This window comes from Streptomyces sp. NPDC031100, from assembly GCF_055570785.1.
Genome location: NZ_JBVIGN010000006.1, coordinates 228,900 through 244,880 on the forward strand (window position 1 = coordinate 228,900; position 15,981 = coordinate 244,880).

General features: G+C 73.0%; 11 protein-coding genes, 1 tRNA gene and 1 pseudogene. 7 read left to right on the forward strand and 6 right to left on the reverse strand.

Features of this window, described 5'->3' with window-relative positions:
- The first annotated feature begins 194 nt into the window (after nt 1–194).
- The 3 genes from mgrA to sph all read left to right on the forward strand — a co-directional run bounded on the left by mgrA (nt 195) and on the right by sph (nt 2,652).
- Complete coding sequence (mgrA, locus tag ACZ5DS_RS19240; protein WP_468239822.1) at nt 195–1,238, forward strand: L-glyceraldehyde 3-phosphate reductase; 1,044 nt, start codon at nt 195–197, stop codon at nt 1,236–1,238.
- Between the two features lie 101 nt (nt 1,239–1,339).
- A complete protein-coding gene (locus ACZ5DS_RS19245) occupies nt 1,340–1,525 on the forward strand; it encodes a hypothetical protein (protein ID WP_468239825.1) in 186 nt (61 codons plus the stop codon).
- Nucleotides 1,526–1,668: 143 nt separating this feature from the next.
- Nucleotides 1,669–2,652, forward strand: coding sequence for a sphingomyelin phosphodiesterase (sph, locus tag ACZ5DS_RS19250; protein ID WP_468239827.1), 984 nt, complete (start codon nt 1,669–1,671; stop codon nt 2,650–2,652).
- Here the strand turns inward: sph and ACZ5DS_RS19255 are convergent.
- Nucleotides 2,625–4,397, reverse strand: coding sequence for an MFS transporter (locus ACZ5DS_RS19255; RefSeq protein ID WP_468239830.1), 1,773 nt, complete (start codon nt 4,395–4,397; stop codon nt 2,625–2,627). The genes sph and ACZ5DS_RS19255 overlap by 28 nt on opposite strands.
- On the reverse strand, nt 4,394–4,867 hold the full coding sequence (locus ACZ5DS_RS19260; protein WP_468239833.1) for a MarR family winged helix-turn-helix transcriptional regulator: 474 nt from the start codon (nt 4,865–4,867) through the stop codon (nt 4,394–4,396). Before ACZ5DS_RS19260 ends, ACZ5DS_RS19255 begins: the two co-directional genes overlap by 4 nt.
- Nucleotides 4,868–5,002: 135 nt before the next feature.
- Here ACZ5DS_RS19260 and ACZ5DS_RS19265 point away from each other — a divergent pair, with 135 nt between their 5' ends.
- From ACZ5DS_RS19265 to fdh, 3 genes are all read left to right on the forward strand, one after another.
- Nucleotides 5,003–5,899 carry a 4Fe-4S dicluster domain-containing protein gene (locus ACZ5DS_RS19265; RefSeq protein WP_468239835.1) on the forward strand — a complete coding sequence of 299 codons (897 nt, stop codon included), beginning with the start codon at nt 5,003–5,005 and terminating at the stop codon, nt 5,897–5,899.
- An 83-nt stretch (nt 5,900–5,982) separates the two neighbouring features.
- On the forward strand, nt 5,983–6,885 hold the full coding sequence (gene nrfD, locus ACZ5DS_RS19270) for an NrfD/PsrC family molybdoenzyme membrane anchor subunit (protein WP_468240342.1): 903 nt from the start codon (nt 5,983–5,985) through the stop codon (nt 6,883–6,885).
- Nucleotides 6,886–7,011: 126 nt separating this feature from the next.
- The gene (gene fdh / locus ACZ5DS_RS19275; protein ID WP_468239838.1) at nt 7,012–10,281 is read left to right on the forward strand and encodes a formate dehydrogenase; all 3,270 of its coding nucleotides are present in this window, start codon (nt 7,012–7,014) and stop codon (nt 10,279–10,281) included.
- 6 nt (nt 10,282–10,287) lie between these two features.
- Here the strand turns inward: fdh and selD are convergent, their stop codons facing one another.
- A complete protein-coding gene (gene selD, locus ACZ5DS_RS19280; protein WP_468239841.1) occupies nt 10,288–11,301 on the reverse strand; it encodes a selenide, water dikinase SelD in 1,014 nt (337 codons plus the stop codon).
- Nucleotides 11,302–11,336: 35 nt separating this feature from the next.
- On the opposite strand from selD, the gene ACZ5DS_RS19285 reads away from it, so the two are divergent.
- Nucleotides 11,337–11,429, forward strand: a tRNA-Sec gene (locus ACZ5DS_RS19285).
- Nucleotides 11,430–11,512: 83 nt separating this feature from the next.
- On the opposite strand, the pseudogene ACZ5DS_RS19290 reads toward ACZ5DS_RS19285, so the two are convergent.
- The 3 genes and pseudogenes from ACZ5DS_RS19290 to ACZ5DS_RS19300 all read right to left on the reverse strand — a co-directional run.
- Nucleotides 11,513–13,204, reverse strand: a pseudogene (locus tag ACZ5DS_RS19290) (GTP-binding protein); the annotation flags it as partial.
- A 5-nt stretch (nt 13,205–13,209) separates the two neighbouring features.
- Complete coding sequence (gene selA / locus ACZ5DS_RS19295; protein ID WP_468239844.1) at nt 13,210–14,802, reverse strand: L-seryl-tRNA(Sec) selenium transferase; 1,593 nt, start codon at nt 14,800–14,802, stop codon at nt 13,210–13,212.
- Nucleotides 14,803–14,948: 146 nt separating this feature from the next.
- Complete coding sequence (locus ACZ5DS_RS19300) at nt 14,949–15,953, reverse strand: MASE1 domain-containing protein (RefSeq protein ID WP_468239847.1); 1,005 nt, start codon at nt 15,951–15,953, stop codon at nt 14,949–14,951.
- Between the last annotated feature and the right edge of the window lie 28 nt (nt 15,954–15,981).

The following is a 15,981-nucleotide window of genomic DNA, read 5'->3' on the forward strand; positions in this document are numbered from 1 at the left end:
TGGCGGCCGGTAAGACGTCCCGCGGGAAGTTCGTAGGATCGAACAGCGCGGACCGCCTCCGGCCGATTCAGAAATCCGAACGCTCAATGCCATGAGAGGCAGCGGTTGGACTTACGAATCATGAAGGCGCAGGGTGAGACGAGCCCCCCTCGCACACGACGGGCACCCCTACGGCACCACCCGGAGACGACCCGATGAACCACGTCGCGGACCCCGCTCGCTACGACGGCACCATGCGCTACCGGCGCACCGGCCGCTCGGGACTGGACCTTCCGCTCCTGTCCCTGGGCTACTGGCACAACTTCGGCGACGACCGCCCCTTCGAGACCCAGCGCGAGATCGCCCTGCGCGCCTTCGACCTCGGGATCACCCACCACGACCTGGCCAACAACTACGGTCCCCCCTACGGGGCGGCCGAGATCAACTTCGGCCGGCTCATCAAGCAGGACCTCGCGCCGTACCGGGACGAGCTGGTGATCTCCACCAAGGCGGGCTGGGACATGTGGCCCGGCCCCTACGGACAGGGCGGCGGGTCCCGGAAGTACGTGCTGGCCTCGCTGGACCAGTCCCTGCGCCGCACGGGCCTGGACTACGTGGACATCTTCTACTCCCACCGGCTGGACGCGAGCACCCCGCTGGAGGAGACGATGGGCGCGCTCGACACCGCGGTACGCCAGGGCAAGGCCCTGTACGTCGGCATCTCCTCCTACGACGCCGAGCGCACCCGGCAGGCGGCTGCCATCCTCCGCGACCTGGGCACCCCGCTGCTGATCCACCAGCCGTCGTACAGCATGCTCAACCGCTGGATCGAGACCGACGGCCTGCTGGAGGCGGCCGAGGAGGAGGGCTTTGGTGTCATCGGCTTCACGGCGCTCGCCCAGGGGCTGCTGACCGGCCGCTACCTGGACGGCGTGCCGCAGGACTCGCGGGCCGCGGCGGGCACGTCGTTCGACCCGGGGTGGCTGACCGAGGACATGCGCCGGCGGCTGCGCTCACTGAACGACATCGCCGCCCGGCGCGGGCAGACACTGGCCCAGATGGCCCTGGCCTGGGCGCTGCGCGACGAGCGGGTCACCTCGCTGGTCGTCGGCGCCTCGCGCACCGAGCAGCTGGAGCAGAACGTGGCCGCGCTGGAGAACCTCGATTTCAGCGCCGAGGAACTGGCCGAGATCGACAAGTACGCCACCGAGGGCGGCGTGGACCTGTGGCGGGACGCGCGCCTTGGAAATCTGGGCTGAAGGTGGCACCCAGTGACACCCGTCACTGACATAAGGAAAAAGTAGGACATAATGGAAGCCATCCGGCCAGCGACCCATCATCCCAAGGAGCCGCTTCCCGCATGGCTTACGGAGCCCGTCACCACAGTCCGTTCCCGTCCCCCCGCCCCGACGTGCGCCTCGCCCGCGACTGCACGCAGTGCCTCGGCTGGGGAACCGTCGTCACCCGCGACGGGGATCACGAACTGTGCCGCACCTGCCAGCCCGACCCGGGCAACGACGAGGGCGGCCTCGGCCCTACCCGTTAGCCGGAGTGCGGGGCCGGCACAACCGGACTCTCCGCCTCCTCGACCGTGAGCCATCTGTTGCCCGCATGGGTGTTACCTGTGGGTAATCCCAGGTGGTTTGATGTGCGGCGCCACTCAACCCCCTTCACCCACAGGGAGATCCAGTGACGCTCTTCGCACCTCGCCGTGCCCTCGGGGCGGCCGTGCTCGCCCTCGCCCTGCCCGCGGCGGCACTCGCCGGTTCGGCACCGGCCCAGGCAGCCGGTTCGGCACCGGAGCTGAAGGTCCTGACGTACAACGTCTTCCTCATGAGCAAGAACCTGTACCCGAACTGGGGCCAGGACCACCGGGCCGCCGAGATCCCGAAGACGTCCTTCTTCCACGGCAACGACGTGGTCGTCCTCCAGGAGGCCTTCGACAACTCCTCGTCCGACGCGCTGAAGAACGCGGCCGCGGCGGAGTACCCGTACCAGACACCGGTGGTCGGCCGCAGCAGGAGCGGCTGGGACGCGACCGGCGGGGCGTACTCGTCGACCACGCCCGAGGACGGCGGGGTCACCGTGCTGAGCAAGTGGCCGGTCCTGCGCAAGGAGCAGTACGTCTACAAGGACGCGTGCGGCGCGGACTGGTGGTCCAACAAGGGCTTCGCGTACGTCGTCCTGAACGTCGACGGCACCAAGGTGCACGTGGTCGGCACGCACGCCCAGTCCACGGACCCCGGGTGCGGTGCGGGCGAGGCCGCGGCGATGCGCAGCCGCCAGTTCAAGGCCATCGACGCCTTCCTGGACGCCAAGAACATCCCTGCCGACGAGGAGGTGCTGCTCGCGGGCGACCTCAATGTCGATTCGCGCAGCAGTGAGTACGCGTCGATGCTCGGCGACGCCGGTGTGGTCGGGGCCGACGCGCGCACCGGGCACCCGTACTCCTTCGACACGCAGGAGAACTCCATCGCCCACGACCGCTACCCGAACGACCCGCGCGAGGACCTCGACTACGTCCTGGCCCGTGCCGGTCACGCCCGCCCGGCGGGCTGGCGCAACGAGGTCGTCAAGGAGCAGTCGGCGCCCTGGACGGTCACGAGCTGGGGCACGTCGTACACGTACACGAACCTCTCGGACCACTACCCCTTGCGGGCGTACGTGGGATAGGAGCTCTTCGGGGTGTCGTCGCCGGCGGGGTCGTGGCTTCCGCGCAGGGCGGAGGCGAGGGCCGAGACCAGGGCCATGCCGGTGGCGACGCCGAAGACGATGGTCAGGCCGTGGTGGAAGGGGCCGGAGACCAGCTGGGGGAAGAAGGTGTGACCGGTCAGGGTGGCGTGCTGGGCGGCCGTCAGGTGGTCGGCATCGCCGCTGGAGCCCAGCAGGTGACCGATGGGGTTGTCGCCCAGGAAGGTCGCGAAGAGGGTGCTGACCGGCGGCAGCGAGGCCACCTCGTGGGCGGTGCCGGCGGGCACCCCGTGGGCCTGGAGTCCGCTGCTGAGCGTCGCCGGCAGTGAGGAGGCCAGCCCGGAGATCATCAGCGAGAAGAAGACGCCGATGGACAGGGCCGTGCCCGAGTTCTGGAAGGTGGAGCGCATCCCGGAGGCCACGCCCCGGTGGCGGGCCGGGACGCTGCCCATCACGGACGAGGTGTTGGGCGCGGAGAACATGCCCTGGCCGAAGCCGTTGACGAACAGCAGCGCGGCGAACATCCCGTACTCGAAGTTCACGGGCAGCGCCGGCAGGCCGAGGAAGGAACCGGCGACCAGCAGGAGACCCGCCGTGGAGAACAGGCGCGCGCCGAACCGGTCCGAGAGGTAGCCGGAGACCGGACCGGCGATCAGGAAGCCGAGGGTCAGCGGCAGCATGAAGATGCCGGCCCACAACGGGGTGTCCTCGAAGTCGTAGCCGTGCAGCGGCAGCCAGATGCCCTGCAGCCAGATGATGAGCATGAACTGGAGCCCGCCGCGGGCGATCGCGGTCAGCAGGGCGGCCACGTTGCCGGCGGCGAACGCCCGCACCCGGAACAGGCACAGCCGGAACATCGGCTCGGCGACCCGGGTCTCCACCACACAGAACACCAGGAGCAGGAGGACACCGCCGATCAGGCCGGCGAGCACCCAGGGGTTCGTCCATCCGGTGGGGTGGCCGCCGTAGGGCTGGATGCCGTAGGTGATGCCGGCGAGCAGGATCCCGGCGCCGGAGGCGAAGGTGATGTTGCCGAGCCAGTCGATGCGGCCGCGCCCGCCGGCCGCGGTCTCGCGCAGGCTGAGGTACGACCAGATGGTGCCGGTGACGCTGATCGGCACGCTCACCCAGAACACGGCCCGCCAGTCGACGGCGGCGAGCAGTCCGCCGGCCAGGAGGCCGAGGAACTGCCCGGCGAGCGCGGTGATCTGGTTGATGCCGAGGGCCATGCCGCGCTGCCGGGCCGGGAAGGCGTCGGTGAGGATGGCGGCCGAGTTGGCGGTGAGCATGGAGCCGCCGAAGGCCTGCACGATGCGCCACAGGATCAGCCACAGGGCGCCCGCGCCGGCCCGGAACGGGTCCAGGGACAGCGCGACGGAGGCGCAGGCGAAGACCAGGAAGCCGAGGTTGTAGATGCGGACCCGGCCGAACATGTCCCCGAGCCGGCCGAGCACGACGACCAGCACGGCCGAGACCAGCAGATAGCCGAGGATCATCCACAGCAGATAGCCGATGTTGCCCGCGGCGAGCGGGTCGAGGCCGATCCCGCGGAAGATCGCCGGCAGGGAGATGATCACGATGGAGGCGTCCATCGTGGCGATCAGGACGCCGAGGGTGGTGTTGGAGAGGGCGACCCACTGGTAGCCGGGGCCGGGTGGCGTCTCCCGGCGGCGGGCGGAGCGGGCGAACAGGCGGCCGCTCAGGCCCTTGCCGGGGTGCCCGGTCACAGCCGCTGCGCCAATCGGTCGAGCAGGGGCAGGACGGCGTCCAGTGCCGCGCGCTCCTGCGGGGTGAACTGGTCCAGGGCGTGGGCGAGTCGGTCGACGGACTCGGAGCGGCGCTCCTCCAGCATGGCGCGGCCCGCGTCGGTGATCGACATGATGGCCCGGCGTCCGTCGGCCGCGTCGGGGGTACGGCTGACCAGCCCGCGTTGTTCGAGCCCGGCGAGCGTGGTGGCCATCGCCTGGGGCCTGACCCGCTCCAGGTCGGCGAGCGCGCCGGGCGAGTCCGGTCCGGCGGTGGCCAGCCGGGACAGCACGGACACGCCGGAGAGGGAGACGTCCCCCACGGCGTGCGCCTGGCGCAGTCGGCGCACGATCCGGCCCATGGCCAGCCGCAGCGCGGCGGCGAGGGCCCTCGTCTCCTGGGGCCGGCCCGGGGGACGCCTGCCGCTCACGGTCATGTCCTCCTCGTCCATGACTACTAATCGTAGGTTTATCAGTCTGAACTGTTCAACCAAGTGTTAGTAATCGGGCGGGCCGCTCCGGGCGCGCGGAGCGAGCGCGCCCGTGCCACCCTCGAATGGGCTGAGCCGGAGCGAGGAGGGCAGGGCATGATCCGGAACGACGGCGGCTGTCCGGACGCCCCGCCGCGGATGGGCTTCTTCACCGACACCTCCGTGTGCATCGGCTGCAAGGCGTGCGAGGTGGCCTGCAAGGAGTGGAACGCCGTTCCGGAGGACGGCCTGGAGCTGACCGGCATGTCCTACGACAACACGCAGGGGCTCGGCGCCGACAGCTGGCGGCACGTGGCGTTCATCGAACAGAGCAGGCCGGTCGGCGGGCCGGACCCGGGCGGCACGCACGAGGACGTCGACGTGTTCGCCGCCGCGGCACACCTCGGCCCCGGCACCGGCTCCCCCGCTTCCCCCGACGGCCGCACCGAGTTGCGCTGGCTGATGGCCTCGGACGTGTGCAAGCACTGCACGCACGCGGGCTGCCTCGACGTGTGCCCCACGGGCGCGCTGTTCCGCACCGAGTTCGGCACGGTCGTCGTCCAGGCGGACGTCTGCAACGGCTGCGGCTACTGCATTCCCGCCTGCCCGTACGGCGTCATCGACCAGCGCCGGGACGACGGCCGGGCGTGGAAGTGCACCCTGTGCTACGACCGGCTGGGCGTCGGCATGGAGCCGGCCTGCGCCAAGTCCTGCCCGACCGACTCGATCCAGTTCGGCCCGCTGGAAGAGCTGCGGGAGCGGGCGGCGGCCCGGGTGGCGCAGCTGCACGCGGTCGGGGTGACCGACGCCCGGTTGTACGGCGAGAGTCCGGACGACGGGGTCGGCGGGGACGGCGCGTTCTTCCTGCTGCTGGACGAGCCGGAGGTCTACGGCCTGCCCCCGGACCCGGTGGTCACCACGCGGGACCTGCCCGGTATGTGGCGGCATGCGGCACTGGCCGCCGTCTCGCTCGGCGCCCTCGCCGTGGCGAGTTTCGCAAGGAGGCCGCGATGAGCGGTGCACAGGGTGAAGGGTCGGGACGGAAGGCGTCGACCGGAGGCTCTGCCGGACGCCGTCGGAGCCGTGCCGAGCAACCGATGGTCCCGGCCGCCGAGTTCTCCTCGTACTACGGCAAGCCCATCCTCAACAAACCGACTTGGCAGCCCCTGGACATCGCCGGATACCTGTATCTCGGCGGTCTGGCGGGGGCGTCCTCGCTCCTGGCGGCCGGGGCCGGCCTCACCGGTCGGCCGGACCTGGCCCGCCCGGCGAAGCTGGGCGCTGCCGGGGCCATCTCGCTCTCCCTGGCCGCGCTGGTGCACGACCTCGGCCGCCCGGCCCGCTTCCTGAACATGCTCCGGGTCCTCAAGCCCACCTCGCCGATGAGCGTGGGTTCGTGGCTGCTGGCGGGGTACGCCCCGCTGACGCTGGCCGCCGCGGCCGCCGATGTCGCGGGCCGCTACCGGCTCGTGGGCTCGGCCGCCACCGCGGGCGCCGCCGTCCTCGGTCCGGCGGTGGCGACGTACACGGCGGTGCTGCTCTCGGACACGGCGGTGCCGTCCTGGCACGAGGGTTACCGGCAGCTTCCCTTCGTCTTCGCGGGATCGGCGGCCACCGCGGCCGCCGGCCTCGCGCTGGCCGCCGCACCGACCGGCCAGGCGGGACCGGCGCGCCGCACGGCCGTACTCGGCACCGCGCTGGAACTGGGCGCCTTCCGGCTGATGAAGCACCGCATGGGCCTGCCCGCCGAACCCTACGAACAGGGCAGGCCACGCGGACTGCTGCGCGCGGCGGAGGTCCTGACGACCTCCGGAGCCGCCCTGGCCGTCCTGTCCGGGCGCCTGCGCGACCGGCGCCTGGCCCTGGCGGGCGGCGCCGCCCTGCTCTCCGGCTCGGCGGCCCTGCGGTTCGGCGTGTTCCACGCCGGTGTGGCGTCGGCCGAGGATCCGAAGTACACGGTCGTACCGCAGCGGGAACGGCTGGCGGCACGCGGCCGTTGACCCGGTCGCACCGCGGTGCCGCCGTTCGGCCGGTCCCGGTGCGGGTGCTCCGTGGCCCGCCGGGGCTGGAGATGCCGAGGTCGCGCGGCCGGGCGAGAATCGAGGAACCGAGCGGGAGGAGGAGGCGTGGGCGTACGCACCTGGATCGACTCCTGGCCGGTCTACCGCCAGCTCACCGGGACGGACCCGCTGGGCCGGGGAGCCGCCGCCAAGAGCGGGCGCACCGCGCGGCTCACACCCCGGGTCGCCACCGCCGACCGGGTGGTGAAGTCCGTCTGCCCGTACTGCGCGGTGGGCTGCGCGCAGAACGTGTACGTCCAGGACGGCAGGGTCACCCAGATCGAGGGCGACCCCGACTCCCCCGTCTCGCGCGGCCGCCTGTGCCCGAAGGGCGCGGCGAGTCTCCAGCTGACCACCGGGGACGCCCGCGAGCACCAGGTCCTGTACCGGCGGCCGTACGGCACCGAGTGGGAGCGGCTGGCCCTGGACCGGGCGATGGACATGATCGCCGACCGGGTGATCGAGGCGCGCCGGGCCGGCTGGCAGTGGGAGGTCGACGAGACCCGCACCCGGCGCACGCTCGGCATCGCGAGCCTGGGCGGGGCCACGCTCGACAACGAGGAGAACTATCTGATCAAGAAGCTGTTCACCGCGCTGGGCGCGATCCAGATCGAGAACCAGGCGCGCGTTTGACACTCCTCCACCGTTCCCGGTCTGGGAACCTCGTTCGGACGCGGCGGCGCGACGACCTTCCAGCAGGATCTGCAGAACGCCGACTGCATCGTCATCCAGGGCTCGAACATGGCCGAGTGCCATCCGGTCGGGTTCCAGTGGGTGATGGAGGCGAAGGCCCGCGGCGCGAAGGTGATCCATGTCGACCCGCGGTTCACCCGCACCAGCGCCCTCGCGGACCTGCACGTGCCGCTGCGCGCGGGCTCCGACATCGCCTTCCTCGGCGGGATCGTCAACTACGTCCTGAAGAACGGGAAGTACTTCCGCGACTACGTGGTGGCCTACAGCAACGCGCCCGTCGTCCTGCGCGGGGACTTCCGTGACACCGAGGACCTGGACGGCGTCTTCTCCGGCCTGGACACCGACGCCCGCATGTACGACGACAGCAGCTGGCAGTACGAGGGGACCGAGGTGCGGGCGCCCACGGGCGAGCGGGACCAGGAGTACCCGGGGCGCGCCGACGGCGGCAGGCCGGTGGCCGAGGCCGCGCGCGGCGAGGCCCACGGCGCCGGCGGCGCCGGCATCGGTGCGGGCGAGCCGGAGCGGGACGAGACGCTCACCCACCCGCGCTGCGTCTTCCAGGTGCTGAAGCGGCACTACGCCCGCTACACGCCCCAGATGGTCGAACGCGTCTGCGGGGTGCCGCAGGACCTGTTCCGGCAGGTGTGCGAGCTGGTGACGGAGAACTCCGGACGCGAGCGGACGACGGCGTTCGCCTACGCGGTCGGCTGGACGCAGCACACGGTGGGCGTGCAGTACATCCGCGCGGCCGCCGTGCTGCAGACGCTGCTCGGCAACATCGGCCGCCCCGGCGGCGGCATCCTGGCGCTGCGCGGGCACGCCTCCATCCAGGGGTCGACGGACATCCCCACGCTGTTCAACCTGCTGCCCGGCTACATCCCGATGCCGCACGCCCACCAGGACCAGGACCTCGATGCGTTCGTGCGGGCGCAGGAGGCCCGCAAGGGCTACTGGGGCAACCTGCGCCGGTATCTGGTGAGCCTGCTCAAGGCGTACTGGGGCGACGCGGCGACGGCCGGGAACGACTTCTGCTTCGACTACCTGCCACGGCTGACCGGCTCCCACTCCACCTACGAGACGACCATGGCCCAACTGGACGGCATCTGCAGGGGCTACTTCCTCTTCGGCCAGAACCCGGCGGTCGGCAACGCCAACTCCAAGCTGATGCGCCTCGGCATGGCCAACCTGGACTGGCTGGTCGTACGGGACTTCTCGCTGATCGAGTCGGCGACCTGGTGGAAGGACGGCCCCGAGATCGAGACCGGGGAGCTGCGCACCGAGGACAACCGCACCGAGGTGTTCTTCCTGCCGGCCGCCGCCCACACCGAGAAGGACGGCAGCTTCACCAACACCCAGCGGCTGCTGCAGTGGCACCACCAGGCGGTCGAGCCGGCCGGCGACGCGCGCAGCGACCTGTGGTTCGCCTACCACCTCGGGCGGATCATCCGGGAGAAGCTGGCCGGGTCCACCGACGCGATGGACCGCCCGGTGCTCGACCTGGCCTGGACCTATCCGACGAAGGGCGAGCAGGCCGAGCCGGACGCGGAGGCCGTGCTCGCCGAGATCAACGGCCATGACGCCGGCGGCAACCCGCTCTCCTCCTACGAGCAGTTGAAAGCCGACGGCTCGACGGTCTGCGGCTGCTGGATCTACTGCGGTGTCTACGCCGACGGCGTCAACCAGGCCGCGCGTCGCAGGCCGGGCCGGGAGCAGGACTGGGTGGCCGCGGAGTGGGCGTGGGCCTGGCCGGCCAACCGCCGCATCCTCTACAACCGCGCCTCGGCCGACCCGGAGGGCAGGCCGTGGAGCGAGCGGAAGGCCCTGGTGTGGTGGGACCCGGACAAGGGTGAGAAGGGCGAGTGGACGGGACACGACGTCCCCGACTTCAAGAAGGACAAGGCGCCCGGTCACCGGCCGCCCGGGGGCGCGACCGGTCCCGAGGCGCTCTCCGGCCGGGATCCGTTCCTCATGCAGGCCGACGGGAAGGCCTGGCTGTACGTGCCGTCCGGGCTCATGGACGGGCCGCTGCCGGTGCACTACGAGCCCCAGGACTCCCCGTTCGAGAACCTGTTGTACGAGCAGCAGCGCAACCCGGTACGGCAGGTGCTGCCCGCCCTCCCCGACAACCGCTACCAGCCGAGCGGTACCGAGCCCGGCTCGCAGGTGTTCCCGTACGTGGCCACCACCTACCGGCTCACCGAGCACCACACCGCGGGCGGCATGTCCCGGTGGCTGCCGTATCTCGCGGAGCTGCAGCCGGAGTTCTTCTGCGAGGTGTCCCCGGAGCTGGCCGCAGAGCGGGGCCTGGAGCACACGGGCTGGGCGACGATCGTCAGCGCCCGCGCGGTGATCGAGGCGCGGGTGCTGGTCACCGACCGGATGCCACCGCTGCGGGTGCACGGGCGGACCCTGCACCAGGTGGGCCTGCCCTACCACTGGGGCCCGAACGGCTACACCACCGGTGACGCGGCCAACGAGCTGCTGCACCTCTCCCTTGATCCGAACACCCACATCCAGGAGACGAAGGCGTTCGCCGTCGACATCCGCCCGGGACGCCGTCCCCGGGGCCCGGCGTCGGTGGAGCTGGTGCGGTCGTACCGGGCCCGGGCGGGCATCGACGAGCACACCGGGACGGAGCCCTGACCGGGCTCACCTGAGCACGATCGAGTGGGTCCCGCGCGGCACCAGCTCCCCCACGACCGGCGCCCCGGGCACCTCCCCGGCCACGAGGAGCCCGCCCGAGGTCTGGGCGTCGGCGAGGAGCAGGCGCGTGTCGCCGTCCGCGGCGCCGAAGTCGGTGAACGGCGCGACCCAGTCGAGGTTGCGCCGGGTCCCGCCGCTGACGAACCCGTCCCGTACGGCCTCCCGGGCGCCGTCCAGGTAGGGCACGGCGGCCGTGTCGATCACGGCGGTCACGTCCGACGCCCGAGCGAGCTTGTGCAGATGGCCCAGGAGGCCGAAGCCGGTGACGTCGGTGGCGCAGGTGATCCCGGCGGCCAGGGCGGCGGCGGAGGCGTCCCGGTTGAGGGCCGTCATCGTGGCGACGGCCTGCTCGAACCGCTCCCCCGTGGCCTTGTGACGGTTGTTCAGCACACCGAGGCCGAGCGGTTTGGTCAGCGACAGCGGCATTCCGGGCCGGCCCGCGTCGTTGCGCAGCAGCCGTTCGGGGTCGGCGAGGCCGGTGACGGCCATGCCGTACTTCGGTTCCGGGTCGTCCACGCTGTGGCCGCCGCCGATGTGGCAGCCCGCCTCCGTGGCGATGTCGAGGCCGCCGCGCAGCACGTCGCGAGCCAGGTCGAAGGGGAGCAGGTCGCGGGGCCAGGCGAGGAGGTTGACCGCGAGGACGGGCCGGCCGCCCATCGCGTAGACGTCCGACAGGGCGTTGGCGGCGGCGATGCGCCCCCAGTCGTACGGGTCGTCCACGACCGGGGTGAAGAAGTCGGCGGTGCACACCAGGGCCGCGCCGCCGTGGGCGGCGAGCCCGACGACGGCCGCGTCGTCGCCGGTGGCCAGTCCGACCACGAGCGGGGTGTCGCCGCCGGGAAGTGCCGCGCCCAGGCCGCCGAGCACCTCCTCCAGCTCGCCGGGCGGGATCTTGCAGGCGCAGCCGCCGCCGTGGGCGAACTGTGTGAGCCGGACGGTGGCTTGGCGGGTCTGCGTCATTCCTGTCTCCTGGGGCACTAGCCTGGGCGGGCGGTGGAGGCGTGCGGGTGCCTGGTGGCCCTCCCGGTCTTCAAAACCGAGGTGCCCGAGGATCTCGGGCAGGCGGGTTCGATTCCCGTCCGCCTCCGCTCCCCGGATCGGGCCTGCAGCGGCGGCGCTGATCGTCGACGCGTTCCGTGTACCCCCGGGCGTCCAGGTGCTCCAGCAGCGGCACGGCCACCCGGCGTGTGGTGTCCAGCGCCTGCCGTGCCTCGCTCGGCGTGAACGGCTGCGGCAGCCGGCGCAGTGCGGCGGCCGCCTCGGTGTCCGCGCCGGGCAGCAGCACGATGCCGTCGGCGATCCGCAGCAGGGCGCCCGCCGCCACGGCGGCGGCCAACGCCTTGCGGGTGAGCCCCAGTTCGGCCAGCCGGTGGGCCTCGGGCGCGCGGAACGGCGTACGGGCGAGGTCCCGGCGTACGGCGTCCACCGCCGCCCGGACGGGCGGGGGCAGCGTGGGCCGGAGGGTGTCGGCGGCGTACAACCGGCCCTGTCGGCTGCGGAGTCGGGGCGTGGCCCGGGCGAGTGCGTCCACCAGGGTGCGGTCGGGCAGGCCCAGCAGCCGGCGGGCGGCCTCGGCCGGCAGACCGGGTTCCAGTGGGTGCGCACGGGCGTGCCGGTCGACCTCGGCGGCCAGCCGGCCGCGCAGGGCCGTCCAGTACCTCTCGTCGGCCAGCCACTCCCCGGTCACGGGCTCGGCCGGGGGCGGTGCTCCCATGGCCAGCAGGTCGGCTCTGCGGATCAGCTTGCGGCGGCGCAGTTCGGCGGCGCCGTCGGGGCGGCCGGTCATCCCGGCCAGTTGGGCGGCGCGGGCCCGGCCGGCGCCGCGCCGGGTCAGCCGGGGCGGCCGCACGTCGAGGACGGTGACACCGCAGGGCACCCGGCTGCCGCCCGGCTCGCGCAGCACCGCGCGGTCGCCGATCCGCAGGGGCAGCGGCCGGTTCAGGGTGAGCCGGGCGGTGTCCTCGCCGAGCGGGCGGACGGTCGCCGCGACGGCGGCCGTGCCGAGGTGCAGGGTGACCGAGCGGGGGAGGTCGGCGACCGGTTCCGAGCCGACCCGGACGTCGAGCACCTCGGTGAGCAGCCAGCGGTCGGGGGTCAGCAGCACCTGCCCGCGCCGCAGGGCGCCGTCCGCCGGCCCGTGCACGTTGACGGCGACCCGGGCCACACCTCCGACCTCGGTGCGCTCCTCGTGCAGGCTCTGCAGCCCGCGCACCCGCAGGACGCGCCCGTCCCCCGTGACCAGCCGGTCGCCGACGCGCAGGGTGCCCGAGCCGAGGGTGCCCGTCACCACGGTGCCGTGGCCGCGCACGGTGAACGCCCGGTCCAGCCACAGGCGTACGTCGGCATCGGCGGCGGGCACGGTCAACTCACCGGCCAGCCTGGCCAGTTCATCCCGCAGTTCGGCCAGGCCCGCACCGGTGACGGCACTCACCGCGACGGACGGCACCTTGCCGAGTGAGGTGGCGGCCAGGCGCTCCACGGCGTCCGCGCGTACGGGTTCCGGGTCGGCGAGGTCGCTGCGGGTCACGGCGAGGACGGCGTGCCGGACGTCGAGCGCGTCGAGGATCATCAGGTGTTCCTGCGACTGCGCCTGCCAGCCCTGGTCGGCGGCGACCACGAACAGGACGGCGGGCACGGGCCCGACACCGGCCAGCATGGTGGCGACGAACCGCTCGTGCCCTGGTACGTCCACGAAGGCCAGGTGTGCGCCCTCCGGGCCGAGCCTCGTCCACGCGAAGCCGAGGTCGAGGGTCAGGCCCCGGCGGCGCTCCTCCTCGTGGCGGTCGGGCTCCATGCCGGTGAGCGCCCGCACCAGGGCGGACTTGCCGTGGTCGACGTGACCGGCGGTGGCGAGGACGTGCATGCCGCCTACCTCCCGGCAGCCGGGCGGGCCGCCCGTACTGCCTCGGCCAGCCGCTCGTCGTCCTCCTCCGGGACGGCCCGCAGGTCGAGCAGGCAGCGTCCCGCCGCCAGCCGGCCGACCACGGGGATCCGGCCGGTGCGCAGCGCTCCGGCGTAGGGCTCGGGCAGGGACAGCGCGGCGCTGGGCAGCGTGACGCCGGGTGCACCTCCCCCGCCGACCGTGGCGGCGCTCTCGACGGCGCGTACGTCGATGCCGTCGGCGTTCAGGGCGATGGCGAGCCGGCCGGCTCGCTCCCTGATCCGGGCCGGGTCGGCGGTGAGGGCGGTGGCGGTCGGGGTGGGCGGTCCGGTGAGCGTGGCCTCCAGGGCGGCCAGGGTCAGTTTGTCGACACGCAGGGCGCGGGCCAGAGGGTGCCGGGCCAGGGTGCGGATCAGGTCCTCGCGGCCCAGCATGAGCCCGCACTGGGGGCCGCCGAGCAGCTTGTCGCCGCTCGCGGTGACGAGGGCGGCACCGGCGCGAAGCTGGGTGTCGGCGTCCGGTTCCCCGGGCAGCGCCGGGTGCGGTGCGAGCAGTCCGGAGCCGATGTCGACGACGACCGGGGCGCCCAGCTCGGCCAGCTCGCCGACCTCGGCGGCACGGGTGAACCCGGTGATGCGGAAGTTCGACGGGTGCACCTTCAGCACGAAGCCCGTCTCGGGCCCGAGCGCGGCGGCGTAGTCGGCGGTGGTGGTCCGGTTGGTCGTGCCGACCTCGCGGAGCCGGGCGCCGGTGGAGACGAGCAGGTCAGGAAGGCGGAAGCCGTCCCCGATCTCCACCATCTCCCCGCGGCTGATGACGATCTCCCGGCCGGCCGCAAGTGCGGTGGCGGCCAGGACGAGCGCGGCGGCCCCGTTGTTGGCGATGTGCGCGCCACCGGCCGAGGGCACACGGGCGCGCAGCGCGGCCAGGGCGGAGCGGCCGCGACGGGCGCGTACGCCGGTCGCCAGATCGAGCTCGACGTCCGTGGGCCCGGCGGCCGCCACCACGGCCTGCCGGGCCGCCGCGGACAGCGGCGCCCGGCCGAGGTTGGTGTGCAGCAGCACGCCGGTGGCGTTGATCACCGGGCGGAGCCCGCCGACCGTGCCGGGAAGCAGTGCGACGACGGTGTCCGCAACCCGCTCGGGCGGAACGGCCCCGTCGCGTGCCTGCTCCTGCGCCTGCCGGATCGCCGACTTCACGACACACTCCCCGAGCCGGTCCGCCGCGGCGGCCAGCTTCGGGTCACGCAGGAGCGCATCGGTGCGGGGGATGCGGCGCCGCACGTCGGCGCCGCCGTCCGGGTGCCGCACGGGATCACTGTGGCGGAGTCCGGCCGGCCCGGTCGCCCCTGCGCCCCGGCCGTCCAGGCGCCGTACCGAATCACCGTGGCCGAGTCCGGCCGACCCGGTCACCCGTGCACCGCCGCCGTGCGAGTGCTGTGCCAGCTCGGCATGGCCGAATCCGGCCGACCCGGTCGCCCGTGCGCCGGGGCCGTGCGGGTGCTGTGCCGGCTCGCGGGGAGCGGGGTCGGCCGCCTCGGTCTCCCGGCCTGTCTCTCCGGGTGCCACCCGCTGTTCCATGCCGTCGCTGTCCCTCCGGCCCGACCCCGTACCCGCACGGGCATCGCCCATCGTCTCCCGGGACCCCCGCCCGGCCGTTCGACACGCCGTGACGCGCTTCGGCCTGTCCCTCCCGCTCCCCCGTCCGGAGCCCCGGCGGGCTCTCGTCACGGGGCCTCGTCCGGCCACGGCCCCTCCTCGGGCTCCGCGGTCGGGCGGGGAGGCGGGGGCTCGGCCGCGGTGAGGTGCTCCAGGACCTCCGCAAGTTCCTTGCAGGCCTGTTCCACGGAGCGCCGGGTGTTGCGCTGCTCGGTGATGACGGCCGACAGCAGCAGCGCGGTCAGGGCCATCGCACCGTTGAAGGCCTGGAGCTTCGCCATGACCTCGACCCGGGTCAGCCCCGCGAAGGCCCCGACCCCGTCCGTCGCGGCGACCGTGGCCAGCACGGACGTGAGCAGCGCGCACAGCATGCTGCCCACCAGCTGGAAGCGCAGGGCGGCCCAGATGATGAGCGGATAGACGAGGAAGAGCAGGCTGATCGAGCTGTAGGTGGCCAGCGGCACGACGGCGCAGGCCACGACGGTCAGCGCGGTGGCCTCCTTCCAGCGCTTCATGGGCGGCGGCCAGCGTGCCCTGTGCAGCATCAGGAGCAACGGGGTGACGATGAGGACGCCCATCGCGTCGCCCACCCACCAGGCCAGCCATACGGCCCAGAAGCTCTGCGCGGGAAGCTTGCCCGTGATCAGCAGCAGCCCGACGCCGACGGTCGAGCTGATCAGCATGGCGGTCAGCGCACCGAGGAACACCAGGGCGAGGCCGTCGCGTAACCGGCTGAGGTCGGTGCGGAACCGGGCCCGGCGCAGCAGCAGCACCGCGCACACGGGCGCGGCGGTGTTGCCGAACATGAAGCCGATCACATCGGGCTCGGGGGTGGTCAGGTACAGGATCGCGGAGAACGCCCCGAGCGCGACGCCGGGCCAGCAACCCAGCCCGAGGATCAGCAGAGCGGCGACGGCGACGCCGGTGGGCGGCCAGATGGGGGTGACCACGGAGCCCTCGACGACGAGGCGGCGCAGGAGCCCGAGGCGTGCCGCACCGTAATAGGCGGCGGCGACGGCCAGCACCCGGACGGCGTAGCCGCCCGGCCTGCGCAGATCCTCGAAACCCAGCACAGAGCAATCTCACACCGATGGCCCGCCG

Bases quoted from the DNA above. Each gene is read 5' to 3' on its own strand.
- ACZ5DS_RS19245 (WP_468239825.1), top strand. From the start codon at position 1,340: ATGGCTTACGGAGCCCGTCACCACAGTCCGTTCCCGTCCCCCCGCCCC.
- selD (WP_468239841.1), bottom strand. From the start codon at position 11,301: ATGACGCAGACCCGCCAAGCCACCGTCCGGCTCACACAGTTCGCCCAC.
- nrfD (WP_468240342.1), top strand. From the start codon at position 5,983: ATGGTCCCGGCCGCCGAGTTCTCCTCGTACTACGGCAAGCCCATCCTC.
- selA (WP_468239844.1), bottom strand. From the start codon at position 14,802: ATGGAACAGCGGGTGGCACCCGGAGAGACAGGCCGGGAGACCGAGGCG.
- ACZ5DS_RS19260 (WP_468239833.1), bottom strand. From the start codon at position 4,867: ATGGACGAGGAGGACATGACCGTGAGCGGCAGGCGTCCCCCGGGCCGG.
- mgrA (WP_468239822.1), top strand. From the start codon at position 195: ATGAACCACGTCGCGGACCCCGCTCGCTACGACGGCACCATGCGCTAC.
- ACZ5DS_RS19265 (WP_468239835.1), top strand. From the start codon at position 5,003: ATGATCCGGAACGACGGCGGCTGTCCGGACGCCCCGCCGCGGATGGGC.